At 65.7% G+C, this 24,758-nt stretch carries 18 protein-coding genes and 1 pseudogene; 9 read left to right on the top strand and 10 right to left on the bottom strand.

Features of this window, described 5'->3' with window-relative positions:
* Window positions 1-52 precede the first annotated feature (52 nt).
* Window positions 53-847 carry a helix-turn-helix domain-containing protein gene (locus tag PSEK12I1_RS0117535; protein WP_081737510.1) on the top strand — a complete coding sequence of 265 codons (795 nt, stop codon included), beginning with the start codon at window positions 53-55 and terminating at the stop codon, window positions 845-847.
* Here PSEK12I1_RS0117535 and PSEK12I1_RS0117530 read toward each other — a convergent pair whose 3' ends face one another.
* From PSEK12I1_RS0117530 to PSEK12I1_RS0117505, 6 genes are all read right to left on the bottom strand, one after another.
* Complete coding sequence (locus tag PSEK12I1_RS0117530; RefSeq protein ID WP_027599219.1) at window positions 848-1,504, bottom strand: glycosyltransferase family 2 protein; 657 nt, start codon at window positions 1,502-1,504, stop codon at window positions 848-850.
* The gene (locus PSEK12I1_RS0117525) at window positions 1,501-2,088 is read right to left on the bottom strand and encodes a trans-aconitate 2-methyltransferase (RefSeq protein WP_077173015.1); all 588 of its coding nucleotides are present in this window, start codon (window positions 2,086-2,088) and stop codon (window positions 1,501-1,503) included. Before PSEK12I1_RS0117525 ends, PSEK12I1_RS0117530 begins: the two co-directional genes overlap by 4 nt.
* An 8-nt stretch (window positions 2,089-2,096) precedes the next feature.
* The gene (locus tag PSEK12I1_RS0117520) at window positions 2,097-2,858 is read right to left on the bottom strand and encodes a PIG-L deacetylase family protein (RefSeq protein ID WP_231501018.1); all 762 of its coding nucleotides are present in this window, start codon (window positions 2,856-2,858) and stop codon (window positions 2,097-2,099) included.
* Window positions 2,846-3,856, bottom strand: coding sequence for an acyl-CoA dehydrogenase (locus PSEK12I1_RS0117515; RefSeq protein WP_371099742.1), 1,011 nt, complete (start codon window positions 3,854-3,856; stop codon window positions 2,846-2,848). The genes PSEK12I1_RS0117520 and PSEK12I1_RS0117515 overlap by 13 nt, the downstream gene beginning before the upstream one ends.
* A 117-nt stretch (window positions 3,857-3,973) precedes the next feature.
* Window positions 3,974-6,541 carry a DNA ligase D gene (ligD, locus tag PSEK12I1_RS0117510; RefSeq protein ID WP_027602418.1) on the bottom strand — a complete coding sequence of 856 codons (2,568 nt, stop codon included), beginning with the start codon at window positions 6,539-6,541 and terminating at the stop codon, window positions 3,974-3,976.
* A gap of 11 nt (window positions 6,542-6,552) precedes the next feature.
* Complete coding sequence (locus PSEK12I1_RS0117505; RefSeq protein WP_027602417.1) at window positions 6,553-7,428, bottom strand: Ku protein; 876 nt, start codon at window positions 7,426-7,428, stop codon at window positions 6,553-6,555.
* Window positions 7,429-7,571: 143 nt separating this feature from the next.
* Between PSEK12I1_RS0117505 and PSEK12I1_RS0117500 the strand changes: the two genes are divergently transcribed.
* The 8 genes and pseudogenes from PSEK12I1_RS0117500 (at window position 7,572) to PSEK12I1_RS0117470 (ending at window position 19,502) form a co-directional block, all read left to right on the top strand.
* On the top strand, window positions 7,572-8,561 hold the full coding sequence (locus PSEK12I1_RS0117500; RefSeq protein WP_027602416.1) for an XdhC family protein: 990 nt from the start codon (window positions 7,572-7,574) through the stop codon (window positions 8,559-8,561).
* A gap of 2 nt (window positions 8,562-8,563) precedes the next feature.
* Window positions 8,564-9,046, top strand: a pseudogene (locus PSEK12I1_RS25035) (NTP transferase domain-containing protein); the annotation flags it as partial.
* A gap of 165 nt (window positions 9,047-9,211) precedes the next feature.
* Window positions 9,212-9,721 carry a CinA family protein gene (locus PSEK12I1_RS25030; RefSeq protein WP_027599226.1) on the top strand — a complete coding sequence of 170 codons (510 nt, stop codon included), beginning with the start codon at window positions 9,212-9,214 and terminating at the stop codon, window positions 9,719-9,721.
* Window positions 9,718-10,548: an ammonia-dependent NAD(+) synthetase gene (gene nadE, locus PSEK12I1_RS0117490; protein ID WP_027602415.1), complete on the top strand. Its 831-nt coding sequence runs from the start codon at window positions 9,718-9,720 to the stop codon at window positions 10,546-10,548. Before PSEK12I1_RS25030 ends, nadE begins: the two co-directional genes overlap by 4 nt.
* Window positions 10,549-11,004: 456 nt before the next feature.
* Window positions 11,005-13,008, top strand: a complete 2,004-nt coding sequence (locus PSEK12I1_RS0117485) for an alpha-1,4-glucan--maltose-1-phosphate maltosyltransferase (RefSeq protein ID WP_027602414.1) — start codon at window positions 11,005-11,007, stop codon at window positions 13,006-13,008.
* 133 nt (window positions 13,009-13,141) lie between these two features.
* Window positions 13,142-16,471: a maltose alpha-D-glucosyltransferase gene (gene treS / locus PSEK12I1_RS0117480; protein WP_007161826.1), complete on the top strand. Its 3,330-nt coding sequence runs from the start codon at window positions 13,142-13,144 to the stop codon at window positions 16,469-16,471.
* Window positions 16,468-18,687, top strand: a complete 2,220-nt coding sequence (gene glgB / locus PSEK12I1_RS0117475) for a 1,4-alpha-glucan branching protein GlgB (protein ID WP_027602413.1) — start codon at window positions 16,468-16,470, stop codon at window positions 18,685-18,687. Before treS ends, glgB begins: the two co-directional genes overlap by 4 nt.
* Before the next feature lie 89 nt (window positions 18,688-18,776).
* Window positions 18,777-19,502 (top strand): polysaccharide lyase family 7 protein, encoded by a 726-nt coding sequence (locus PSEK12I1_RS0117470; protein ID WP_027602412.1) that lies wholly within the window; start codon window positions 18,777-18,779, stop codon window positions 19,500-19,502.
* Between the two features lie 8 nt (window positions 19,503-19,510).
* Here the strand turns inward: PSEK12I1_RS0117470 and PSEK12I1_RS0117465 are convergent, their stop codons facing one another.
* The 4 genes from PSEK12I1_RS0117465 to glgX are packed head-to-tail and all read right to left on the bottom strand — an operon-like array spanning window position 19,511 to window position 24,745.
* Entirely contained in the window at window positions 19,511-20,557 is a 1,047-nt protein-coding gene (locus PSEK12I1_RS0117465; RefSeq protein WP_037007058.1) for a YbhN family protein, read from the bottom strand.
* Window positions 20,554-21,801: a cardiolipin synthase ClsB gene (gene clsB, locus PSEK12I1_RS0117460; protein WP_027602410.1), complete on the bottom strand. Its 1,248-nt coding sequence runs from the start codon at window positions 21,799-21,801 to the stop codon at window positions 20,554-20,556. The genes PSEK12I1_RS0117465 and clsB overlap by 4 nt, the downstream gene beginning before the upstream one ends.
* The gene (locus tag PSEK12I1_RS0117455; RefSeq protein WP_007161821.1) at window positions 21,798-22,559 is read right to left on the bottom strand and encodes an endonuclease/exonuclease/phosphatase family protein; all 762 of its coding nucleotides are present in this window, start codon (window positions 22,557-22,559) and stop codon (window positions 21,798-21,800) included. Before PSEK12I1_RS0117455 ends, clsB begins: the two co-directional genes overlap by 4 nt.
* A complete protein-coding gene (glgX, locus tag PSEK12I1_RS0117450; RefSeq protein ID WP_223855432.1) occupies window positions 22,556-24,745 on the bottom strand; it encodes a glycogen debranching protein GlgX in 2,190 nt (729 codons plus the stop codon). The genes PSEK12I1_RS0117455 and glgX overlap by 4 nt, the downstream gene beginning before the upstream one ends.
* Window positions 24,746-24,758: the final 13 nt, after the last annotated feature.

Below are 24,758 nucleotides of genomic sequence, written 5' to 3'. Positions count from 1 at the left end.
TAGCCCCAAGGCTATCGTCTCCTGACCTAGCCGACTAACGCGAAAAGCCCCAATGATGTCGTCAAACGGACAGTCTGCGGTCGAACGCCCCGTGCCCGAACTCGCGCACCTGCCGCGGCGCCTCTATGCCCGCGTGGAATCCCTGGCCCAACCGGCCTGGACACCCTGGCACCGGCATCCCTGGGGCCAGCTGTCCTATGCCATCAAGGGGGTGCTCACGGTGACCACCGCCGAGGGCAGCTATGTGGCACCGCCGCAGCGGGCGGTGTGGATCGCCGCCGATGTCGAGCATCAGGTGCGCTCCTCGCCCAGGGCGGAGATGCGCAGCCTCTATGTCGGGGCCGAGGCGGCGCCTTATGTGGGCGAGCGGTGTCGGGTGGTGGCGGTGAGTCCGCTGATCCGCGAACTGATCAAGACCTTCAGCGGCTTCGCCCGGGAATATGACGAGGCGGGACCCGAGGGAAGGCTGGTGTCGGTGATGCTGGATCAGTTGCAGGCGGCACCCGAGGTCGGACTGTCGCTGCCGGCGCCCCAGGATGTCCGGCTGCGTCTGCTGTGCGAGGCCCTGGCGGCCAATCCGTCGGACGATCGCACCCTGGCGCAGTGGTCGGGGGTGCTGGGCGCCTCGGAAAAGACACTGAGCCGGGCGTTCCTGCGCGATACCGAGTTGACCTTCAGAACCTGGCGCCAGCGGTTGCGCCTGATCAGCGCCCTGGAACGCCTGGAACAGGGCGCTGCGGTGACGGAGGTAGCGCTGGATTGCGGCTACAACTCCCCATCGGCCTTCATCGCCGCCTTTCGCCGGCAATTCGGCGCGACGCCCGGGGCCTTCGCCCTGGGCGTTTAGTCAGGCAGTGGCGCCGAGCAGGCTCAGGTAGTCGCCGAAACCGCCGCGGGCCCGGCAGTCCAGGCGCGAGCTGGTGCGCACCCGCACGCTGTTGCTCCAGGCGATACGCGCACCCTGGGTCTGGAGCGCGGTAACCAGGGTCACGTCCTCGTCCACCGTCATGGACGGAAAGCCGCCGGCCTGGAGATAGGCTGCCGTGGAGATGCCGAAGTTGGCGCCGTGAATGTGCTGATGGCCTTCGCGGTCGTGATAGGCCGCCTCGTAGCGAGCCCTGAGGCCGGGGGAATGCGGGGTCCAGTCGTCCACCTCCACCACGCCACAGACGGCATCGGCGCCATAGGCGAGCTGGGCGGCGAACCAGTCCGGCGCCACCTCTGAGTCGGCATCGGTGCAGGCCAGCCAGCGGGCGCCGAGCTGGATCAGGTGGGCGGCGCCGGTCGCCCGGGTCAGGCCGACGTTGCAGGCCCAGACTTCCAGGGCGGTCACCGGCAGCCGGCGAACGATGTCGGCGGTGCCGTCGGTGCAGCTGTCCAGCACGATGACGACCTCGACGGGTTCACCCAGCAAGGCCGGATGCCGCGCGGCGCGCAGGACCGATTGCAGGCAGCGTTCGACGTGTTGCTCTTCGTTATGGGCGGGTATCACGGCACCTATCATAGAAGCTGCTCCCGGCGGGCGACGGAGGTGGGGTCGGAAGACCAGAGGGTGAGGAGGAAATCGGATTCTTCGAGGTGGCTCAGGCGATGCAGGCCGGGCAGGGCGGCCATGCGCTCATGAACCTGGTCGCCGGTCAGGGCACAGCCTTCGATGGGATGGCGCCAGTGACAGCCGAGCAGTACCCCTCCGGGCAGCAGCGCGCTGTGGGCGCGATCCAAGAGGGCAGCCAGGCCGGGCTCGCCGAGGTAGTAGCCGATCTCGCTGATGACGATAAGATCGAAGGCGCCGGCCGGCCAGGCGTCCGGCAGCAGCAGGTGATGCACCTCGACATGAGCCTGATCGGCAAGGCGCTCGCGAGCGGTGGCGACCGCGGAGGCATTGCCGTCGCTGACCAGCAGCCGCTCGCAGCGCTCGGCCAGCCGCCGGGACAACTCACCGGTGGAGCAGCCAGGCTCGTAGCCGTGGCTGTAACGACGGTGCGGCAACATGGCCAGGGTCAGATCGCGCTTGCGCGCTTCGTACCAGCGATGGCGGTAGTCCCAGGGATCGTCGCTGCTGGCGTACAGCGAATCGAAATAGCTCATGGAGACGGTCACGTCAGATAGACCTCCCAGGCACGGGTGAGACGGGCCACTACCGCAGGCGGCAGGATGGGTCCCTGTCCCGTGCTCGTGTCCTCGGTCAGCTGACTGCCGAAGGCATTCACCGCGCGCTTCTTCAGCGCCAGGACGTCTTCCTCCAGTTCCAGGCGCCGCGCCCGTTCCCAGGGCACGCGTGGATCGCCCGGGGCGGCCCAGTGCCAGGTCCAGACCGGCACCTCGATGCAGCGGGCACCGCGCAGGCGGCAGGCTTCCACGGCGGCGCGGCCGGTCGCCTCGTGATCGGGATGGCCATCCAATCGCCAGGTGGCGAAGACCACGTCTTCCGGCGTGAGGATTTCCACCAGCCGCTGCTGCAGGGCGGCTTCCTGCTCGCTTACATGGCCGTCCGGTATCGCCAGGCGGGTCACGGTGGCGCGCTCCAGATGCAGGCGGCGCAGGGCTTCGCGGGTCTCCAGTGGACGGGTATTGCGCAGGCGGGTGGCCGGCCAGAGGGTGGATTGCGGATGGCTGCCATCGCCGTCGGTGACCGCCACCAGTGCCAGACGACGCCCCAGCTCACCCAACTGGCAGAGCAGGCCGCCGCAGCCGAGGATCTCGTCGTCCGGGTGCGGGGCGACGACCACGGCGCGATGGCCGGGCGGGACCAGTTGCGAGGCCTCGATTGCCGGCATCTCGGCGAAGCCGGACCACTGCAGCCACGCCTCGGGCGCGGTGCCAGCTCCCTGAATCTGACGATCGCCTACAGTTGCCAAGGGGCACCCTCCAGCAGATTGAGGTCACCCAGCACCGCCAGGTCGCGTTCGGCGTGGCTCTGGCGCAGGTAGACGGGGAGGTCCGCCATGTGGCGGGCGCAATAGGCGTCGCGACACAGCGGCGCGGCGCCAAAGGCGCGGCCGGTATGGCGGATGACGATTTCGGCGCACTGCTCGACCAGGGCCCGCAACTGGCAGACGGGATAACGGGCGTCCGCCTCGGGGTTGAGGTCCAGCCACTCGGCGGCCTGGCGCAGTGCAGTGGCGGCGCCGAGCAGGGCGGCGTCCACATGGCCCAGGTGAGCGAGGGCATGGGGTTCGCGATGACGCTTGCAGTGAGCGCGCAGGGTATCGGCCAGGGCGGTGGCGGAGCCATACCAGCAGGCGGCGATACCGCCGCCGCCATGCCAGAAGCCGGGACGCTGCAGGTAGCGACCGGGCGCCCCGACCAGCACGCCGGCGGCCCCGTCGAACAGCACGTCGACGCTACCCGTGTGCTGCATGCCGATGGCCCGCCAGCCGTCCTGGGTGACTTCGACGCCGGGTTGCTTTATTTCCACCGCCACCAGCATCGGATGATCGTCCATCCAGGCGGTGACCAGGGCGTGACTGACCAGGGAGGCGCCGGAGCACCAGGACTTCCGGCCGTGCAGGGTGACCACGCCGTCGGCGCTGTAGCGCACCAGCAGGCGGGCATCGGGCGGCTCGGCGGCCCAGACGCCCCAGAGGCTTTCGGGCGGCGCGTAGCCCTCCAGTTCGCTCAGGATGGCCAAGGCATCGGTGTGGCCTTCGTACAGCTTCACCAGGCCCAGGTCATGATGGGCGACCTGGGCCAAGGCGCGCCAACGGTCCAGGGTCTGACCCTGGCCGGGCAACGGCAGGCGGTCGAGACCGCGCTGGTTGAGAATCTGGAGTCGGTGTTGCAGCAGTGCGGGAGTGACCTCGTCATAGGCCCACTCGTCCAGGGTGTCCTGGAGGCTATCCAGATCGATCGACATCGGCTCCATCCCGTGGCTGGCGACGGCGCTGTCCACGACAGCGCTCGTTAGTGCAGACCACGGGCAGCGATAAGGGGTTTCGCTTAGCCGGTACGCTTGCCGACGGCAGGCGCATCGCTACGCTACGCCGAGCCGCTTGCGCCGCGCTGCGGTAAGGCTCTGGCGTATCTCGGCATACCCGGCCCAGGGGTCGTCCTTGAGCCCTTCGAGGCGTTCCAGCAGGGAGTCGAAGCGCCATTGGTCGCTGGCCTCCAGGGTCGCCAGCTCATCCCGGGCGATGGGTACCGAAACGCCGAGGTGGGGACGGGCGCGCAGGGAAAAGGCGCTGACCGTGGTGGCGCCATGGCGATTGCGCAGGTAGTCGACGAAGATCTTCCCCTGGCGATTCTGGGCGCCCATCTTGGCGGCGAAGAGCTTGGGCAGGGTGTTGGCCAGGTGCTGGGCCGCCGCCTGGGCGAAGGCCTTGACGGTGTCCCAGTCCTGGCGCCGATCCAGCGGCACCACCAGGTGCAGGCCGCGACCGCCGCTGGTCTTGACGAAGGCCTGCAGCTCCAGCTCGTCGAGCAGGGTCAGCACCAGCCCCGTCGCCTCCAGCATGCGCGACCAGGGCAGGGCGGGATCAGGGTCGAGATCGAGAATGAAGCGGTCGGGCCGGTCGATGCGGTCGGCGGTGGCGTTCCAGGTATGGAGTTCCACCGTGCCCATCTGGGCCGCGCCGATGAGGGCCTCGCGACTGTCGATGACCATCAGCGGCGCATGCCCCGGGTCCAGCGCCGGATCGAGTTCGCGGATATGGGGGATCGCCAGGGTCTGCTTGTGCTTCTGGAAGATCTGCTCGCCGGCGATACCCTCGGGCGTCCGGACCAGGGCCACGGGTCGGTCGGCCAGGTGCGGCAGGATCCAGTCGGCGACGGCGGCGTAATAGCCCGCGATGTCGAGCTTGCGCGCGCCGCTGGCTTCGTCGATGACCCGTTCGGGATGGCTGATGCGTACCCCGGCGACGCTGGCGTCCTGCTGCTTGCCCGCAGACGGACGGCGTGCGGCGGACGGGCGCGGCGCCTCGGCCTCGCGGGCTGGTGTCGCCTCTTCCAGGCCGATGCCCTCGGCCGGCTTGTCGTCGCGCAGGCCGTGGAAGACGCCCTGGCGGACGATGCGGTCCTGGGTCAGCTCGGCATAGGCGATCTCGCACAGCTGCTCGGGCCGCAGCCAGGTCACTTCGCGATAGGCGGCGCCCTTGGGCGGATCCACCACCGGCGGCTGATCGACGATCAGCGGCTGGAAGTGGGCGTGCAGCTGCTTGAGCACGACCGCGGTGAAGCCGGTACCGACCTTGCCGGCATAGTGCAGCTGGCCCTGGTCATCGTGCAGCGCCACCAGCAACGCGCCCAGGTGCTGGCGGCCGCCCTTGGGCGGGGTATAGCCGACGATGATGAATTCCTGGCGGTGGGCGCACTTGAGCTTGATCCAGTCCTTGTTGCGCCGCGAACGATAGGGGCTACCCAGGCGCTTGCCCATGACCCCTTCGAGCCCGAGTTCGCAGGCACTGGCCAGGATGCGATCGGCCGGCACCTCGAAGGCGGCGGAGAAGCGCAGCAGCTCGCTGTCGTTGCTCTCTTCCAGCAGCTTGCCGAGCAACTCGCGGCGTTGCTCGACCGGCACCTCGCGCAGGTCTGCGCCATTGAGATAGGGCAGGTCGAACAGGTAATAGGTGATGCGGGTCGCCTTGCCGGTCTCGAAGGCATTCTGCAGCGCCTGGAAGCTGGAGACGCCCTGGGCGTCGTTGACCACGATCTCGCCGTCCAGCCAGGCGTTTTCCAGGCCCAGCGCGGCCAGGGCCCTGGCCTGCTCCGGCAGGCGCTCGGTCCAGTCGTTGCCGCTGCGGGTGAAGAGGCGCACCTCGCCGCCCTCGATATGGGCGAGCAGCCGATAGCCGTCGTATTTCACCTCGTACAGCCAGTCGCCGGCCGGCGCACTGTCGACCAGGGTGGCCAGCTGGGCTTCCAGGAACTCGGGCAGCTTGGCCTTGCGCGCCTTGGCGGTGGGCTGGCGGGTCGGCCTTTGGGTCGCCTTGGCTTTGGCGGAGGTTTTGCCCTTGGCCTTGGACTGCGCCAGCCGGGGCAGGGTCTTGTCGCTCAGCACGCTGTCGGGCTCGGCGACGGTCACCTCGTAGTCGGCGGTGTCGCGGGCCTGGTCGTCGCGCTCCTTGATCAAGAGCCACTGCGGCTTGTCGCTGTGGCCCTGCAGCCGGGTGCGCACCAGGGTCCAGTGACCGCGCAGCTTTTCACCCCTGAGTTCGAACTTGAGCTTGCCCGCGGCATAGCCTTCGGCGGCATCGCCATCCGCCTCCCACTCGCCACGATCCCAGACGATGACATCGCCGGCGCCGTACTGGCCTTCGGGAATGCTGCCTTCGAAGCTGCCGTAGGCGAGGGGGTGATCCTCCACCTGCACCGCCAGGCGCTTTTCGCCGGGATCGAGGCTGGGACCCTTGGGCACCGCCCAGCTCTTGAGGGTGCCATCCAGCTCCAGGCGGAAGTCGTAGTGCAGGCGGCGCGCGTCGTGCTTCTGGATGACGAAGCTCAGGGCCCCCTTGGCCTTGCGCCGGCGGGAGCTGCCCTCGTCACGCGGTTCGGCGGTGATGTCGAAGTTGCGCTTGCGGTTGTATTCACTGGTCGAGCTGGCCATGGCGGCGCTCCTCACTTGGCCTTGCGGGTGCGGCTGGCGGCAGGGCTACGCCGGGTGGTCGAACGGCCGGAGCTCTTGGACTTGGGCGCCTCCTTGGCCTTGTCCTTCTTGCCACCCAGGCTGCGGCGCAGCAATTCGGTGAGGTCGATGACGTCGGCGCCGCTGTCCTCGGCTTCGGGCTCCTCGGCGACGGCTTCGAGCTTGCCGTCCTTGAGCTTGCGCTCTACCAGCGCCATGACGTTGTCCTTGAAGGTGTCGTGGTACTGCTCCGGGTCCCATTGCTCGGTCATGTCGTCCACCAGGCGCTGGGCCATGTCCACTTCCTTCTTGCTGACCTTGGCGTCCAGCCCCTCGAGCCCGACGTCTTCTGCGGACCGCACCTCGTCGGCCCAGCGCAGGGTGTTGAGCACCAGGGCGTCGCCCAGCGGCATGATCACCGCCAGGTGCTGCTTGGAGTGCATCACCAGGTTGGCCACGCCCACCTTGCCGGCGGCGCTCAGGGTGTCGCGAAGCAGGGCATAGACCTTTTCGCCGTTCTTGTCCGGCGCCAGGTAGTAGGGCTTCTCGAAGTGCAGGATGGAGATCTCTCGCGCCTCGACGAAGGTGAGGATGTCGATGGTGCGGGTGGCCTCGGGCAGGGCGTTGTGGATCTCGTCTTCGCTGAGCACCACGTACTTGCCCTTGCCGTGCTCGATGCCCTTGACGATGTGTTCGCTGGGGACCTCCTTGCCGGTGGTCTTGTTGATGCGCTTATAACCCACCGGGTCGAGGCTGCGTTCATCCAGCCAGTCGAAGTCGATGCCCGATTGCCGGGTCGCCGAGACGACCGACACGGGGATGTGCACCAGGCCGAAGCTGACGGCGCCTTTCCAGATCGAGCGGGGCATGGACGTTCTCCTCTTGGGGTGTCCCCTATGGATAGGCCGGCGATCCACCGGGTTCCGCCCTGGGGAACCCCGCTCCGCTGTTGGGTTCTACCCCCGGAACGACGATTTTGCCGTCGCAGGTGCAAGGTAGAGAGGAGCAGGGCGTGGACAGTGTCGATCAAGAAGTTTTGCGCATGACCCTGGCCTGGCGACGGGCAGGGCATGGCGTCAGCCTGTTCACCGTGGTCCAGACCTGGGGCAGCTCGCCGCGGCCGCCGGGCGCCATGCTGGCCCTGCGTGACGACGGCCAGGTATGCGGCTCCGTGTCGGGTGGCTGCATCGAGGACGACCTGATCGCCCGGCTGCACGCCGGCCAGTTCGCTGGCGAGCGTCCGGAGGTCATCACCTATGGCGTCTCGGGTGACGAAGCCGCCCGCTTCGGACTGCCCTGCGGGGGCACCCTGCGCCTGGTCCAGGAGCAGGTCGGTGACTGGCGCTGGGTCGAGCAACTGCTGCAACGCTGTGACGACCACGAACTGGCCCTGCGCGAGCTGGACCTGGCCACCGGCAAGGTGCGGATCTCCAGCACCACCCGCGACGAGCCGGTCGCCCTGGACGAGCACTGCCTGCGCCTGGTACACGGACCGCGTTGGCGGCTGCTGCTGATCGGCGCCGGTCAGCTGTCGCTCTATGTCGCTGACATGGCCGCCATGCTCGATTTCGAGGTGCTGGTTTGCGATCCCCGCGAGGAATTCCGCCAGGGCTGGGAGACGCGCCAGGCGCGTTTCATCCCGGGCATGCCGGACGATGCCGTGCTGGCGATCCGCCCGGACGAGCGCACCGCGGTGGTGGCCCTGACCCACGATCCGCGCCTGGATGACCTGGCGCTGCTGACGGCGCTGCAATCCGACGCCTTCTACGTTGGCGCCCTGGGTTCGCTGCGCAACAACGACCGGCGGCGGGAGCGGCTGCTGCAGCTGGAGGTGCCGGTGGCGGCGATCAATCGCCTGCACGGTCCCATCGGCCTGCACATCGGCAGCCATACGCCACCAGAGATCGCCCTGTCGCTGCTGGCGGAGGTGGTAGCGGTCAAGAACGGCATCGCCCTGACCCAGAAGAAGCGCGCCCTGGTGGCGGTGGAGCAGGTCGCCTAGGGATGCCCGGCGTTCAGGTGCTGATCCTCGCGGCGGGTGCCGGAAGCCGGTTCCGCGCCGCCGGCGGAGACGACAAGCTGCAGGCCATCTTGCCCGGTCCGTCCGAGCTGACGGTGTTGCAGGCGACCTTTCGATTGTGGCGAGGCCTGGGTCTGCCGTGCCTGGCCGTGGTCTCGGACAGCGCCCCCTGGCGCGCCGCGCTGGCGCGGCAGGAAGGCCTGGCGGTACTCAGCCTGCCCACCACCGGCATGGGCGACAGCCTGGCCGCGGCCGTGCGAAGGACGCCCGAGGCGTCCGGCTGGCTGGTCGCCCTGGGCGACATGCCCTTCGTGCAGCCCGCCACGGCCCGCCAGCTGCTGGAGCTGCATCATCCCGAGCGCATCGTCGTCCCTACTTACCAGGGCCGGCGCGGCCATCCCGTGCTCTTTGGTCGGAATTTTGCCGCTGCGCTGGGCGAACTCACGGGCGACGAGGGAGCGAAACGGCTCCTGCGCGAGGGTTCGGTACTAGAGCGGGAGATCGCGGACGCCGGTATCCATCGCGACATCGACACGCCCGCCGACCTGGAAAATACCCGGCAACTGACCCGAGAACTTCCCCATTTCGCCGTTCTTCCAACGGAGGAGAACTGCTTTCGGGGACACGCACTCATGAACAAAATCGAGTCCATGCTGGACTATCTCAAGACCCGCGAACTGCAACTCACCACGGCCGAATCCTGCACGGCCGGCAAGGTGGTGGGATTGTTGTCCGAGATACCCGGCAGCGGCAGCTGCATCGAATCCGGTTACGTCGTCTATTCGCCCGAGGCCAAGCAGCGCCTGCTGGGCGTCAGGCCGGAAACCATCGAGCGGCACAACCTCACCAGCGAGGAAGTGGCGCGGGAGATGGCTGCTGGCGCCCTGCGCGACAGTCCGGCCCAGGTGGCCATCGCCAATACCGGGCTGGCCGGACCGGGCGGGGCGGACGGCATTCCCCAGGGGACCGTCTGTTTTGCCTGGGGCTACCGCGTCGGTGACGACATCGTGCTCTATTCTGAAACCCAGCATTTTTCCGGCGACCGTGAGGCCGTGCAGCTGGCAGCGGCCCGGCACAGCCTCGGCGCCGTGGTGCCCTATCATCAACGTCTCGAACGCGAATCAGAGGAGAACGCCCGATGACCGAAGCCCTTCAGCGCGACATCATCCAGGCCCTGCAGGTACCCGAGCATTTCGATCCGGCCGAGGAAGCGGAGCGTCGCATTCAGTTTCTCAAGGACTATCTGCTGAACAGCCGCCAGGAAAGCTATGTGCTGGGCATCAGTGGCGGCGTGGATTCCTCCACGGCCGGTCGCCTGGCCCAGCTGGCGGTGGAGCGGGCGCGCGAGGAGAGCGGCAATGCGCGCCTGAGGTTCATCGCCATGCGACTGCCCTATGGCGTGCAGCGTGACGAGGCGGATGCCCAGCGCGCCCTGCAATTCATCCAGCCCGACGAGACCCACACCGTCAACATCAAGCCAGCCAGCGACGCCATGCTCGCCTCGGTGCGCGAAGCCCGCGTGGCCTTCGATGACGAACTGCACGAGGATTTCACGCTGGGCAACATCAAGGCGCGCCAGCGCATGATCGCCCAGTACGCGGTGGCCGGCGCGCGCCGGGGTCTGGTGATAGGCACCGACCACGCGGCGGAAGCCCTGATGGGCTTCTATACCAAATTCGGCGATGGCGCCTGCGATCTCACGCCTCTGCATGGTCTCAACAAGCGTCGGGTGCGGGCGGTGGCCGAGTGGCTTGGCGCCCCCAACGAGCTGGTGCACAAGGTGCCGACCGCCGATCTGGAATCCCTGTCGCCCGGCAAGGCCGATGAAGATGCCTTTGGCATCACCTACGCCGAGATCGACGATTTCCTGGAAGGCAAGGCGGTGAGCCCGGCCACGCTGGAGATCATTCTCAATACCTACCAGCGTAGCGCGCACAAACGCGATCTCCCCTATACGCCTTATGAGTGAAATCATGGGGTTATAGATCGTAGCTCAAGTGATTTATCGAATATTGGCTTGAGGGCGATCCTTACTCCGGCTTGCGCTACGGTGGTCTTCAATAAGCACCGTAGCGCTGGTCGCTAAGTTAGAAATAACTTCATTTATTTACCTTAAGTAGCTGATATTTATGGGATTTGGCTAGTTTTACGTGCCTGTCGTTCATTGCGGTTTGGCTGAACTTTTGCGCGTCGTCGGCGCTCAGACTCTTTCAGACACACCCGCGTGAGTGCTTCCGGTTGCAGTAGAGCCGCGGCTGTCTGGAGTGGCGTCCCTAGGGGTGTCACTACGGGTTACCGATTCCCTTGAAGGGTTCGGCCAGCCGGGCCTCTTTGGCGGCAAGCCAAGCAGTAGCGGGTTCATGACCAAGGTCGCAGCGCTTGCGCGTTGCGACCTTTCACGCGTCCCAAGATGGAGTCAGGCTCGATGTCGAACACCGATCTCCCCGGTTCTTTTTCCACGCTTTCCCTCGATCCCGCTACCGCTGCCCAGACCCCGCGCATCGCCATAGAGTCGGTCACGCCGGCCGTGGACAATGGCCAGTTCGCCGCCAAAGGCATCGCCGGGCGCGTCGTCGAGGTGACCGCCAAGATCTTCGCCGATGGCCACGACAAGCTGGCGGCCAGCGTGCTCTGGCGTCAGGAGGGCGAGGAGAACTGGCAACAGGCTCCCTTGACCCTGGAAACCAACGATCTCTGGCGCGGCCGCTTCACTCCGCCCGCGGTGGGTCGCTACGAATTCGTGGTCCAAGCCTGGTGGGATGTCTGGGGCACCTATCGCTACGAAATCGAGAAGAAGTACGCCGCGGGTGTGGGGCTGAACCTGGAATTGCAGGAAGGCCGCATCCATGTGGAGCAAGCCCTGTCCCGCGCCGAAGGCGAGCAGCGCGGTCCCCTGGAGGCGCTGCTGCAGCGGCTGGACCAGGCCGGCAGCGAGGGCGACAAGGTCGCCGTGCTCCTGGCCGGCGAGGCCAGCCAGGCCATGGCGCCAGTGGATGCCTATGTCCACCTGACCCACAGCATCGAATACCCGCTGGACATCGAGCGCCTGCGCGCCGAATTCGCCAGCTGGTACGAACTCTTTCCGCGTTCCATCACCGACGACCCCCACCGTCATGGCACCTTCCGCAACGTGATCGGCGAATTGCCGCGCGTACGCGACATGGGCTTCGATGTGCTGTATTTCCCGCCGATCCATCCGATCGGCCTGGCCCACCGCAAGGGCAAGAACAACACCCTGGGGGCGGGCGCGGACCAGCCGGGCAGTCCCTATGCCATCGGCAGCCCGGATGGCGGCCATGACGCCGTGCATCCCGAGCTGGGTACCCTGGACGACTTCCGCGCCCTGGTGGCGGCCGCTGCCGACCATGGCCTGGAGATCGCCCTGGACTTCGCCATCCAGTGTTCGCCGGATCACCCCTGGCTCAAGGAGCATCCGGGCTGGTTCTCCTGGCGGCCGGACGGCTCCATGCGCTATGCGGAGAATCCGCCGAAGAAGTACCAGGACATCGTCAACGTCGATTTCTATGCCAAGGATGCCGTGCCGGATCTCTGGCTGGCGCTGCGCGACGTGGTCTGGCACTGGGTGGAGCAGGGCGTGAAAATCTTCCGCGTCGACAACCCCCACACCAAGCCGCTGCCGTTCTGGGAGTGGCTGATCGCCGACATCCGCGGTCGTGACGCCGATGTCATGTTTCTCGCCGAGGCCTTTACCAAGCCGGCCATGATGGCGCGCCTGGGCAAGGTCGGTTACAGCCAGAGCTACACCTACTTCACCTGGCGCAACACCAAGGCCGAGCTGACTGAATACTTCACCCAGCTCAACGAAGCCCCGCTACGTGACTGCTACCGGCCGAACTTCTTCGTCAACACGCCGGACATCAACCCGGGCTTCCTGCAGACCAGCGGCCGGCCCGGCTTCCTGATCCGCGCCGCCCTGGCCACCATGGGCTCCGGCCTGTGGGGCATGTACGCCGGCTTCGAACTCTGCGAGGGCGCGCCGCTCACGCCGGGCAAGGAGGAGTACCTGGATTCGGAGAAATACGAGCTGCGCCCGCGCGACTTCTACGCCCCCGGCAACATTATGGGCGAGATCGCCCAGCTCAACCGCATCCGCCGGCAGAACCCGGCGTTGCAGACCCACCTGGGGCTGAAGATCTACAACTGCTGGAACGACCAGATCCTTTATTTCGGCAAGCGCACCGACGACCTGGGCAACTTCATCCTGATCGCCGTCAACCTGGATCCCTTCAACGCCCAGGAAGGCCACTTCGAACTGCCGCTGTGGGAGCTGGGTCTCGACGACCACGCCACCACCTACGGCGAGGACCTCATGACCGGGCACCGCTGGGCCTGGTACGGCAAGACCCAGTGGACGCGCCTAGAGCCGTCGATGCCCTTCGGCATCTGGCGCATCCAGGCGGGCCACTAGCGCTAGCTCGGGCGGCACGGGCCAGGCGGTGCGGACAGATCCGCACCGCCTGGCCCGGCCGTCATCACTGCCGGGCGGCAAGGACGACCGGTACACGCATTCGATTCAGACGCCCTGTTAAGGACCTGACGACATGGCAAAACCCAATAAAGCTCGTTCCCGCAAACCCGCTGCCTTCATCGACGATCCGCTCTGGTACAAGGACGCGGTCATCTATCAGGTGCACGTGAAGTCGTTCTTCGACTCCAACAACGATGGCATCGGCGACTTTCCCGGCCTGATCGAGAAGCTCGACTACATCGCCAGCCTGGGCGTCAACACCATCTGGCTGCTGCCGTTCTATCCCTCGCCGCGGCGCGACGACGGCTACGACATCGCCGAATACCGCGGCATCCACCCCGACTACGGCACCATGGCCGATGCCAAGAGGTTCATCGCCGAGGCCCATGCCCGTGGCCTGCGGGTGATCACCGAACTGGTCATCAACCACACCTCCGACCAGCACCCCTGGTTCCAGCGCGCCCGCCGCGCCAAGAAGGGCTCGGCGGCACGCAACTTCTACGTCTGGTCCGATGACGACCAGAAGTACGACGGCACCCGCATCATCTTCCTCGACACCGAGAAGTCCAACTGGACCTGGGACCCGGTCGCCGGCCAGTACTTCTGGCACCGCTTCTATTCGCACCAGCCTGACCTGAACTTCGACAATCCCCAGGTGATGAAGGCGGTGATCTCCATCATGAGGTACTGGCTGGACATGGGTGTCGACGGCCTGCGTCTGGACGCCATCCCCTACCTGGTGGAACGCGACGGCACCAATAACGAGAACCTGCCCGAGACCCACGCGGTGCTCAAGGAAATCCGGGCCGAGATCGACGCCAACTATCCCGACCGCATGCTGCTGGCCGAGGCCAATCAGTGGCCGGAAGACACCCAGCTGTACTTCGGCGATGGCGACGAATGCCACATGGCCTTCCACTTCCCGCTGATGCCGCGGATGTACATGGCCATCGCCCAGGAAGACCGCTTCCCCATCACCGACATCCTGCGCCAGACCCCGGAGATCCCGGCCAACTGCCAGTGGTCGATCTTCCTGCGCAACCACGACGAACTGACCCTGGAGATGGTGACCGACCGCGAGCGGGACTATCTGTGGAACTACTACGCCTCCGATCGCCGCGCGCGCATCAACCTCGGCATCCGGCGCCGCCTGGCGCCCCTGCTGGAGCGCGACCGTCGGCGTATCGAACTGCTCAACAGCCTGCTGCTGTCGATGCCCGGCACCCCGACGATGTACTACGGCGACGAAATCGGCATGGGTGACAACATCCACCTGGGCGACCGCGACGGCGTGCGTACCCCGATGCAGTGGTCGGTCGACCGCAACGGCGGCTTCTCCCGCGCCGACCCAGCCAGCCTGGTGCTGCCATCGATCATGGATCCGCTCTATGGCTACCAGGCGATCAACGTCGAGGCCCAGTCGCGCGATCCCCATTCGCTGCTCAACTGGACCCGGCGCATGCTGGCCGTGCGCAAGCAGCAGAAGGCCTTCGGACGCGGCACCCTGAAGATGCTGTCGCCCACCAACAGACGCATCCTGGCCTACCTGCGCGACTTCACCAACGCCCAGGGCGAACACGAGACCATCCTCTGCGTGGCCAACGTCTCCCGCGCCGCCCAGGCGGTGGAACTGGACCTGTCCAGCTTCGCCGGTCAGGTGCCAGTGGAGATGATCGGGGGTAGCGCCTTCCCGCCCATCGGCCAGCTGCCCTACATGCTGACCCTGCCGCCCTATGGCTTCTACTGGTTCTACCTGGCCGGCAACGAGCAGATGCCCGCCTGGCACACCGAGCCGCCGGCGCCGATGCCCGACTACCAGACGGTGGTCATCAAGCGGCACCTGCAGGAATTGCTGGAGGGTGAGCCGCGCCGCATCTTCGAAGAGGTGCTGCCGGTCTATCTGCCCAAGCGGCGCTGGTTCGGTTCCAAGGACGAAGCCATCACCAGCGTGCGCCTGGACTATGCGGCCCAGATCAACACGCCCAAGCTGCCGGTGATGTTCAGCGAGGTGGTGGTGACCAATGCCAAGGGCGAAGAGCGCTATGCGCTGCCCCTGGGCTTCCTCGCCGAAGAGGACCAGCACTGCAGTCCGCTGGCCACCCAGCTGGCCCTGTCGCGCATCCGCCACGTGCGGCGCGTGGGCCTGGTGACCGATGCCTTCGCCCTGACCAGCTTCGTCCATGGCGTGTTTGACGCCTTCCGCAAGGGCGCCAAGATCGCTTCGCCGTCCGGCGAGCTGAGCTTCGAGGTCTATGACCAGCCCGAGGACTTCGCGCTGGATCCGGACATCGAGATCAAGCACCTGGGTGTCGAGCAGTCCAACAGCTCGCTGATCGTCGGCGACCACCTGATGCTCAAGCTGATCCGCAAGGTGGCGCCGGGCATCCATCCGGAAGTGGAGATGGGGCGCTACCTGGCCCAGGCCGGCTTCGCCAACATCGCCGCGACCCATGCCGTGGCCCAGCGCATCGCGCCGGATGGCACCCCGCACGTGCTGATGCTGGTGCAGCAGCACATCCACAACCAGGGCGATGCCTGGACCTGGAGTCTGGACGGTCTGGATCGCGTCACCCGCGATCTGCTCAGCGGCGGCATCTCCGACGTGGAGAACGAGTTCACTGCCATGGGCGATCTGGCGGCCTTCGCCGGCGTGCTGGGCAAGCGCCTGGGCGAGATGCACCTGGTGCTGGCGCAGCCCACCGAAGACGCGGCCTTCGCGCCGGAAACCGTGGACGCCCAGGCGGCCAAGGAGCTGGCGCACCGCGTTCGCGTCCAGGTGGACGGTGCCCTGGACACCCTGCAGGGCATGAGCGACAAGCTCGATGCCACCGGCAAGGAGCTGCTGCAGGGTCTGGTCGGTAAGCGCGAAGCCCTGGCCAAGCGCATCGAGGCCCTGGCCGCGGATGTCGAAGGCGGTCTGCGCATCCGCGTCCATGGCGATCTGCACCTGGGTCAGGTGCTGGTGGCCCAGGACGACGCTATTCTCATCGACTTCGAAGGCGAGCCGGCGCGGTCGCTGGAAGAGCGGCGCGGCAAGTACGGTCCGCACAAGGACGTCGCCGGGGTGCTGCGCTCCTTCGACTACGCGGCGGCCATGGTCACCCAGTCGAGCAACGCCGGCGCCGATACCTCGGAAGAGCATCTGCAGCTGCGTGCCAAGGCGGCGGAGACCTATCGCAATGCCTCCTACGCGGCCTTCCTGGAAGGCTATCGCGCTGCGGCGGCCGGTATCGGCCACCAGTGGGGCGAGCGCGGCGAGCAGGCGGCGCTGGATCTCTACAGCCTGGAGAAGGCGGTGTATGAGATAGGCTACGAGGCTGCCAACCGACCCACCTGGATCAACATCCCGCTACGTGGCGTCGCTGCCATCGTCGAGACCCTCTTGTCCGGAGCCCGCGCATGACCGATCACAACACCGCTCCCGTCGCTCCCCTGGACGACGCCCGGCTCTCGGCTGCCGAAGCCGAGTCGCTGGCCCGCGGCGAGCACGGCAATCCCTTCGCCGTGCTCGGTCCCCATCCCGATGGCGAGGGCGTGATCGTCCGCGCCTTCCTGCCCAACGCCCTGGGCGTGGAGCTGGTCGATCGCGTCAGCGGTCGGCCCCTGGCCCAGATGCAGCCGGGGCGGGTGCCCGGGCTGTTCGTCGCGCGGCTGGAATACGCCGCGCCCTACAAGCTGGTCATCCGCTGGCCCAGCGGCGTGCAGGAGACCGAGGATCCCTATTCCTTCGGTCTGCTGCTTGGGGAGACCGACCTCTATCTGTTCAACGAAGGCCGCCACCGCAACCTCGGCGAGACCTTTGGTGCTCAGCGCTGCCAAGTCGCCGGCGTAGAGGGCGTGCGCTTCGCGGTCTGGGCCCCCAATGCCCGCCGCGTCTCGGTGGTCGGCGACTTCAACAGCTGGGACGGCCGCCGGCTGCCCATGCGCCTGCGCGCCAACAGCGGCGTCTGGGAGCTGTTCGTGCCGCGCCTGCCGGTCGGTACTTCCTACAAGTACGAGATCCTCGGCCAGCACGGCGTACTGCCGCTCAAGGCCGATCCCATCGCCCTGGCCGCGGAATTGCCGCCGCGCACTGCCTCGGTGGTGGCCGACAACAAGCCCTTCACCTGGCACGACCAGGACTGGATGGCCCGCCGCCGCGAACTGCAGGGTGTGGAAGCGCCGATCTCGGTCTATGAACTGCACGCCGGGTCCTGGCGCCGCGAAGGCGGTGACGAGGGGCGCCAGTACAACTGGCGGGAACTGGCCGAGCGCCTGATTCCCTATGTCCGCGAGATGGGCTTCACCCATATCGAGCTGTTGCCGATCATGGAACACCCCTTCAGCGGTTCCTGGGGCTACCAGCCGCTCGGCCAGTTCGCGCCCACCTCGCGCTTCGGTACCCCGGCGGATTTCGCCGCCTTCGTCGACGCCTGCCACCAGGCCGACATCGGTGTCATCCTCGACTGGGTGCCGGCGCATTTCCCCACCGACGAACACGGCCTGGCTCGCTTCGACGGCACCGCCCTGTACGAATACGAGCATCCCTTCGAAGGCTTCCACCAGGACTGGAACACCTACATCTACAACCTGGGGCGCCATGAGGTGCACGGCTTCATGCTGGCCTCGGCCATGCACTGGCTCAAGCACTTCCACATCGACGGCCTGCGGGTGGATGCCGTGGCTTCCATGCTCTACCGCGACTATTCGCGCAAGCACGGCGAGTGGATCCCCAACATCCATGGCGGTCGCGAGAACCTGGAAACCATCGCCTTCCTGCGTCACCTCAACGAGGTGGTCCACGAAGAGGCGCCGGGTGCGCTGGTGATCGCCGAGGAATCCACGTCCTGGCCGGGTGTGAGCGCACCGGTCAGTGAAGGCGGCCTGGGCTTCGACTTCAAGTGGAACATGGGCTGGATGAACGACACCCTCCACTATGTGGAAGAGGATCCGGTCTATCGCCAGTACCATCACCATCAGATGACCTTTGGCCTGGTGTACGCCTGGTCCGAGCGCTTCATGCTGCCCATCTCCCACGACGAGGTGGTGCACGGCAAGGGCTCGATGATCGAGAAGATGCCAGGGGACGTCTGGCAGAAGTTCGCCAATCTGCGCACCTACCTGAGCTTCATGTGGACCCACCCGGGCAAGAAGCTGTTGTTCATGGGCTGCGAGTTCGGCCAGTGGCGCGAGTGGAGTCATGACCGCGAGCTGGACTGGTTCCTCCTGGAGCACGGCACCCACCGCGGTGTGCAGCAATTGCTGGCCGATCTCAACCAGCTCTATCGCAATGAGCCGGCACTGCACGAGCGCGATCACCTGCCCGAGGGTTTCGACTGGGTGGTCGGCGACGACAATGGCAACAGCGTCTTCGCCTGGTTACGCAAGGATGCTCAGCAGCGGCCCTTGCTGGTGATCGCCAACTTCACGCCAGTACCGCGGCATGACTACCGGGTGGGCGTGCCCTCGCTGGGCCATTGGCAGGAGATCTTCAACAGCGACGCCGAGCGCTACGGTGGTTCCAACCTGGGCAACGGCGGTGGGGTGAACGCCGAGGAGATCGGCGCCCATGGTCAGCCGGCCTCGCTGAATCTGCAGTTGCCACCCCTCGGTGTGCTGGTGTTCAAGCCGCAGGGCTGATCCGGGAGCGTCCCGCAAGGGACGCGCTGCGCTGACAGGCATCCCCGTTCTGGGCGATGCTTGTCAGGCATCTGGCAACCGAGAGCACCATGATCGATCTCGCCGAATGGAATCTGACGGTTCCCGTACCCATGCCCGTGGCCCAGGTACAGACCGCCGAACTCAACAGCAGCGCCTTTCGCAGCCCCTATCTCATGCGTGGTGAGGGAGGGTCGCTGCTGTTCTGGGTCCCCGTGACCGGTACCCCGCAACCCTTCAACAGCTATCCCGCCACCGAGTTGCGCGAAACGCGTCCGGATGGCAGCGCCTATGCCTGGAAGTATCGCGAGGCCGATGCCCTGTTGCAGGCCGAAGCGGCGGTGCAGCAGGTGCCCTCACGCCCCGAGGTCATCATCAGCCAGATCGAGGACCAGACCGCCGCGCCTGAAGCGTCCCAGGCCCTGTTGCAGCTAGTCTATCGGGTGGAAAGCGCGGCCACTGCCAAGGGCCAGGTCGAGCAGGGCCAACTCATCGCCCGGTTGCGGGAAAGCCCCACCGACAGTCCCAAGGACGTCATCCTGCTGGAGCATCTGCCGCTCAACAGTCGCTTCAGCTATGACATCAAGCTGGCGCGTACCGGGGTGCTCACGGTACGTGCCCATGGCGCCGGTTCGCGCAACGGAGACCTGGGTCTGCAACTGGACAGCGCCTGGAGCAACCACCACCTGTATTTCAAGGCGGGCGCCCGCTTGCGCGATGGGGAAGGGCCCGCCACCGAGGGCGGGCGTGTGCTGTTCTACCGGCTGATTTCCATGCACCAGCCCAATAACAGATAGGGCACGTCCTAGGTGGCGTGCTTTTCCTGCTGCTTGCGCTCTTCGCGGCGGTCGTTGCTGACCTTGAGCTTCTTGGCGCGGCTCTCCAGGGCGAAGTAGAGCACGGCGGCGATCAGCAACGGGACGATGAAGTACAGCGTCCGGTAGCCGAGCAGGGCGGCGATGATCTTGCCTTGGGAAAGACCGTCGTTGGCCAGCAGAGCGATGAACACCGTCTCCAGGACACCGACCCCGGCCGGGATATGCACGATGACCATGGCGATGCTGGACAGCAGCAGGACGCCGAGCACGTGCAGATAGTCCACCTGACGGCCGAGGAAGAGATAGACAATGGCGGCCATGGCCATCCAGTTGATCGAGGACACCAGCAGCTGCAGACAGGCCATGCGCAACGAGGGCAGGGCGAGGCGCTGCTTGCGCACCGTCCATTCGCGCTGCTTGGCAAAGGCGCAGACGCCCAGGTAGAAGACGATGAAGGCCAGCAGGCCAAAACCGATCAGGCGCAGCGTGGTGTCGCCGACGAACCAGTTGGGCGGCATGTCCACCACGCCGCTGACGAAGATGCCGCCGGCGAGCAGAACGTACCCCAGCCAGTTGGTGGCGATGCTCAGGGAAAAGATCCGGGTGATGGTGCCGCTGGACAGGCCCAGCCGCGAGTAGAGGCGATACCTCATGCCGATGCCGCCGACCCAGGTGCTCAGGGTCAGGGTGAAGGCGTAGCAGATGAAGGACACCAGGAACACCTGGCGCTTGACCAGCTTGTGGCCGCAATAGGCGCGCCCGATCAGGTCGTAGCAGCCATACATGATGTAGGACAGCACCACCAGGCCACCGGCCATGGCCAGGGTGGTCCACTTGTAGCCGGTAAAGACCTTCCAGACTTCGCCCCAGTCGACCTTGCGGGCATAGATCACCAGCAGCACCACCACCGCGATCAGGAACACCCAGGTGAGAATCTTCTTGGCCAGGACCCAGTGCTTGTTCTGCGGCTTGTCGGCGGCCTGCTGGTCCGCCTCGTCGTCGGCGTGGTCCAGGGTGTCGCTGTGGCTGCTCATCGTTGCGGATACCTTGAGATCGAGGAATCGACCCGGTCCTGGGTTTCGAGCTCGGGCTGCACCGGCGGACTCACCAGTTCGATCTTAGGGGTATGACCGGGCAGCCAGCCGACCCAGGCGGGAAAGTGGCGCAGGAAGTGAAAGACCAGCATCGTCTTGGCCAGGTGCCAGTAGGTGCGCTTGGGCACCTTGCTGCTGTCGACGTGCTCGCAGTGATTCTGGATCAGGGTTTCCAGGCGACCGCGCAATTCACGGTTGAAGGCATGGTCGTGGAAGATCAGGTTGCATTCGAGATTGAGCGAGAGACTCAGGGGGTCGAGGTTGCTCGAACCCACGGTGGACCAATGCTCGTCCATGGTCGCCACCTTGCCGTGCAGGGGGCGCAGACAATATTCGTAGATCTCCACCCCGGCCTTGACCAGGTAGTTGTAGAGCATCTGGGCGCCGACCTTGACGATGGCCATGTCCGGTTCGCCCTGGACGATCAGCACCACGCGGACGCCACGCTGCGCCGCATTGCGCATCTCCCTGAGCAGCCGATAGCCGGGGAAGAAATAGGCATTGGCGATCACCACCTCACGCTTGGCGTTGCGCAGCATCTCCAGGTAGTGCTTTTCGATATCGGCGCGGTGCTCGTCGTTGTCGCGGAACACCAGCAGCGCCTGGGCATTGCCGGGATTGCGATTGTCGGCCGGTTTCTGCGAGCGCTTACCCCACCAACGGTGGGTCTCCTCGGGGGAGTTGATGGCGTCGCGGGCGAAGCGGTGGATGTCATCGACGATGGGGCCTTCGACCTCGACGGCATAATCCTGCTTGGCCTCGGGCCCGAAGTCGCCCAGGTGCTCGGCGGAATAGTTGATGCCGCCGATGAAACCCAGGCGGGCGTCCACCACCACGATCTTGCGATGCAGGCGGCGGAAGAGGTTGGTCCTCATGCCCATAAGCAGGGGGCGCGGATCGTAGTAGCGAAAGCGCACCCCGGCATGGACCATCTCGTCGATGAAGGCCTGCGGCAGGTCCGGCGAGCCGTAGGCATCCACGGTGATGTCCACCTGGACACCGCGCTTGGCCGCCGCGACCAACTCCTCCTGCAAGGCCTTGCCGACCTTGTCGTAAAAGAGGATGAAGGTCTCGATGATCACCTCGCGCTCGGCTTCGCGGATCGCCTCGAAGACCCGTGGAAAGAAGTCCTCGCCGTTTTCCAGCAAGGCGATGCGGTTTCCGTCCCGCCATTCGAAGTTCATAGGTGGAAGTCCGCAGCCAGGGGAGCGTGGTCGGAAAGGTGCGACCACGGCTGATTGCCCAGCACCTGTGGGCGCCCGACACTGACGTTACGGGTATAGATGCGATCCAGGCAGAGCAGGGGACGCTTCGCCGGGAAGGTCTTGGGCAGGCGTCCCGCGGTTTTCATGAACACCTCTTCGAGGCCCGCGCCCTGGCCAAGGATGTCATTGGCCTTCTGGCGCCAGTCGTTGAAATCCCCCGCCACCACGACGGGAGCGTCGCTGGGCAGGGAATTGATGTGTTCGCAGATCAGCTTCATCTGCATCTGGCGGTGCTTTTCCCGCAATCCCAGGTGTACGCAGATCACGTGCAGATCCACACCCTGATCCGGAACACGCAGGACGCAGTGCAGCATCCCGCGCTTTTCCGGTCCGGCGATGGAAATGTCGAAGTTGTCGTAACTGACGATGGGAAACTTCGACAGCACCGCATTACCGTGATGGCCATCCGGGTAGACCGCATTTCGCCCGTAGGCGAAATCGGTCCACATGGAATCGGCCAGGAACTCGTACTGCGGCGCCGCCGGCCAGTTCTCGAAGCGCAACGGGTGCTTTTCGTGGGTACCCAACACCTCCTGCAAGAAGACAATGTCCGCTGACACCGTCCGCACCGCCTCGCGCAATTCCGGCAAGATGAACTTGCGGTTGAAGGACGTGAAGCCCTTGTGCGTGTTGATGGTCAGGACCTTGAACGAAAAACCCTGTTGCGCGTCCGTCATGCCTGGCGCTTCCTCCGCTTGGTCTGGGTCAGCTCGAACAGCAATACCGAGCGTCCGGTGACCTGATAGGTGTCTCCGAAATTGAAGACGTCGCCGGCATCCAGGTCGGGCTGATTGGTGTCCAGCTGCAGGGACCAATGCTCGCCCATGGGGACTTCCGGCAGGGTGAAATCCACCACGTCATAATGAGCATTGACCAGAATCAGCAGCGAGGTATCCGCGCCCTTGCGACGAATGCCGGTCGGTTGGGCCCGGCCATCGAGCAGGATGCCCATGCACTTGTTGCTGCCGTCCTGCCATTGCTCGTCGCCCATCTCGGTGCCACCGGGTTGCAGCCAGGTGACGTCCTTGACGCCCAATTCCTCGTTGTAGGCGCCGGTGAAGAAGCGGCTACGACGCAGCAGCGGATAGCGACGACGCAGGTCGATCAGGTTGCGCACGTATTCCTGCAGTTCGGCGCTCTTCTCGCTGATCTCCCAGTTGACCCAACCGATCTCGCTGTCCTGGCAGTAGGCGTTGTTGTTGCCGCCCTGGGTCCGGGCGAATTCGTCGCCGGCCAGCAGCATCGGCGTGCCCTGGGAGAGGAAGAGGGTGGCCAGCAGGTTGCGCATCTGGCGATAGCGCAGCTCGATGATTTCCGGATCGTCCGTCTCGCCTTCGGCGCCACAGTTCCACGACAGGTTGTGGGAGTGACCGTCGTTGTTGTCTTCGCCGTTGGCCTCGTTGTGCTTGTCGTTGTACGACACGGTATCGGCCAGGGTGAAGCCATCGTGGGCGGTCACGAAGTTCACGGACGAATAGGGCTTGCGACCGCGACGATTGAACTTGTCGCCGGAGCCCAGGAAGATCTTCGCGAAGTCGCCGATCTTGTCCTCGTCACCCTTCCAGAAGGCACGGGCGGTGTCGCGGAAGGTGTCGTTCCACTCCATCCAGCCGGGCGGGAAGTTGCCCACCTGATAGCCGCCAGGGCCGCAGTCCCAGGGTTCGGCGATGAGCTTGGTCTCGGCCAGGATCGGGTCCTGACGGCAGGCGTGCAGGAAGCCGCCGCCCTCGTCGAAGCCGTCCGGCTCGCGACCCAGGATGGTGGCCAGGTCGAAGCGGAAGCCGTCCACGCCCATCTCGGTGGCCCAGTAGCGCAGCGAGTCGGTCACCATCTGCAGCACGCAGGGGTGGCTCATGTTCAGGGTGTTGCCGGTGCCGGTGTCGTTGATGTAGTAGCGCGCATCATCGGGCATCAGGCGGTAGTAGTTGGCGTTGTCGATGCCCTTGAGCGAGAGGGTCGGGCCCATCTCGTTGCCTTCGGCGGTGTGGTTGTAGACCACGTCGAGGATGACCTCGAGGCCGGCGTTGTGCATGCGCGCGACCATCACCTTGAATTCGCCGATGGACTGGCTGGCCATGTAGCGCGAGTGCGGGGCGAAGAAGGCCAGGGTGTTGTAGCCCCAGAAGTTTCTCAGGCCCTTTTCCAGCAGGTGGTTGTCATCGAGGAAGTAGTGGATCGGCATCAGTTCGACGGAGGTGATGCCGAGCGACTTGATGTAGTCGATGACCTCGCTTTCCTGCAGACCGGAGAAGGTGCCGCGGGCGCTTTCCGGGACAGCCGGGTGCTGCATGGTGTAGCCACGGACGTGGGTCTCGTAGAACACGGTGCGATCACGCGGCACGCGCGGGTGGGTGGTGTTGCCCCAGGTGAAGGCGGGGTCGATGACGCGGCAGCGCGGCATGAAGGGCGCGCTGTCACGCTCGTCGAAGGACAGGTCGCCATCGGGGTGGCCGATGGTGTAGCCGAACAGGGCGTCGTTCCACTCCAGCTCGCCCACGATCTGCTTGGCATAGGGATCGATCAGCAGCTTGTTGTGGTTGAAACGATGGCCATTCTGCGGCTCGTACGGGCCATGCACGCGATAGCCGTAGAGGGTGCCAGGACGGGCGTCGGGCAGATAGCCGTGCCAGATCTCGTTGGTGAATTCCGGCAGTTCGATACGCTCGATTTCTTCCTTGCCTTCGTCGTCGAAGAGACAGAGTTCCACCTTGGTGGCGTTGGCGGAAAAGATGGCGAAGTTCACGCCGGAGCCGTCCCAGGTGGCGCCCAGGGGGTAGGGCAGCCCTTCACGAACACGAGACTTGGACTTGCTGATGAAAGTGGTCGCTTCGGTTAACGGCTTGTTGGACTCGGTTGAAGTCATTTCGACGCTCTCG

The organism is Pseudomonas sp. MOIL14HWK12:I1, from assembly GCF_000510705.1.
GTDB lineage: Bacteria > Pseudomonadota > Gammaproteobacteria > Pseudomonadales > Pseudomonadaceae > Chryseomonas > Chryseomonas oryzihabitans.
The sequence above is the reverse complement of the archived record's forward strand: the minus strand, read 5'-3'. Positions and strand labels throughout refer to the sequence as shown.

Coding starts and splice junctions, on each gene's coding strand:
- PSEK12I1_RS0117535 (WP_081737510.1), top strand. CDS start 53: ATGATGTCGTCAAACGGACAGTCTGCGGTCGAACGCCCCGTGCCCGAA.
- PSEK12I1_RS0117530 (WP_027599219.1), bottom strand. CDS start 1,504: ATGATAGGTGCCGTGATACCCGCCCATAACGAAGAGCAACACGTCGAA.
- PSEK12I1_RS0117525 (WP_077173015.1), bottom strand. CDS start 2,088: ATGAGCTATTTCGATTCGCTGTACGCCAGCAGCGACGATCCCTGGGAC.
- PSEK12I1_RS0117515 (WP_371099742.1), bottom strand. CDS start 3,856: ATGTCGATCGATCTGGATAGCCTCCAGGACACCCTGGACGAGTGGGCC.
- ligD (WP_027602418.1), bottom strand. CDS start 6,541: ATGGCCAGCTCGACCAGTGAATACAACCGCAAGCGCAACTTCGACATC.
- PSEK12I1_RS0117505 (WP_027602417.1), bottom strand. CDS start 7,428: ATGCCCCGCTCGATCTGGAAAGGCGCCGTCAGCTTCGGCCTGGTGCAC.
- PSEK12I1_RS25030 (WP_027599226.1), top strand. CDS start 9,212: ATGAACAAAATCGAGTCCATGCTGGACTATCTCAAGACCCGCGAACTG.
- nadE (WP_027602415.1), top strand. CDS start 9,718: ATGACCGAAGCCCTTCAGCGCGACATCATCCAGGCCCTGCAGGTACCC.
- PSEK12I1_RS0117485 (WP_027602414.1), top strand. CDS start 11,005: ATGTCGAACACCGATCTCCCCGGTTCTTTTTCCACGCTTTCCCTCGAT.
- treS (WP_007161826.1), top strand. CDS start 13,142: ATGGCAAAACCCAATAAAGCTCGTTCCCGCAAACCCGCTGCCTTCATC.
- glgB (WP_027602413.1), top strand. CDS start 16,468: ATGACCGATCACAACACCGCTCCCGTCGCTCCCCTGGACGACGCCCGG.
- PSEK12I1_RS0117470 (WP_027602412.1), top strand. CDS start 18,777: ATGATCGATCTCGCCGAATGGAATCTGACGGTTCCCGTACCCATGCCC.
- PSEK12I1_RS0117465 (WP_037007058.1), bottom strand. CDS start 20,557: ATGAGCAGCCACAGCGACACCCTGGACCACGCCGACGACGAGGCGGAC.
- clsB (WP_027602410.1), bottom strand. CDS start 21,801: ATGAACTTCGAATGGCGGGACGGAAACCGCATCGCCTTGCTGGAAAAC.
- PSEK12I1_RS0117455 (WP_007161821.1), bottom strand. CDS start 22,559: ATGACGGACGCGCAACAGGGTTTTTCGTTCAAGGTCCTGACCATCAAC.
- glgX (WP_223855432.1), bottom strand. CDS start 24,745: ATGACTTCAACCGAGTCCAACAAGCCGTTAACCGAAGCGACCACTTTC.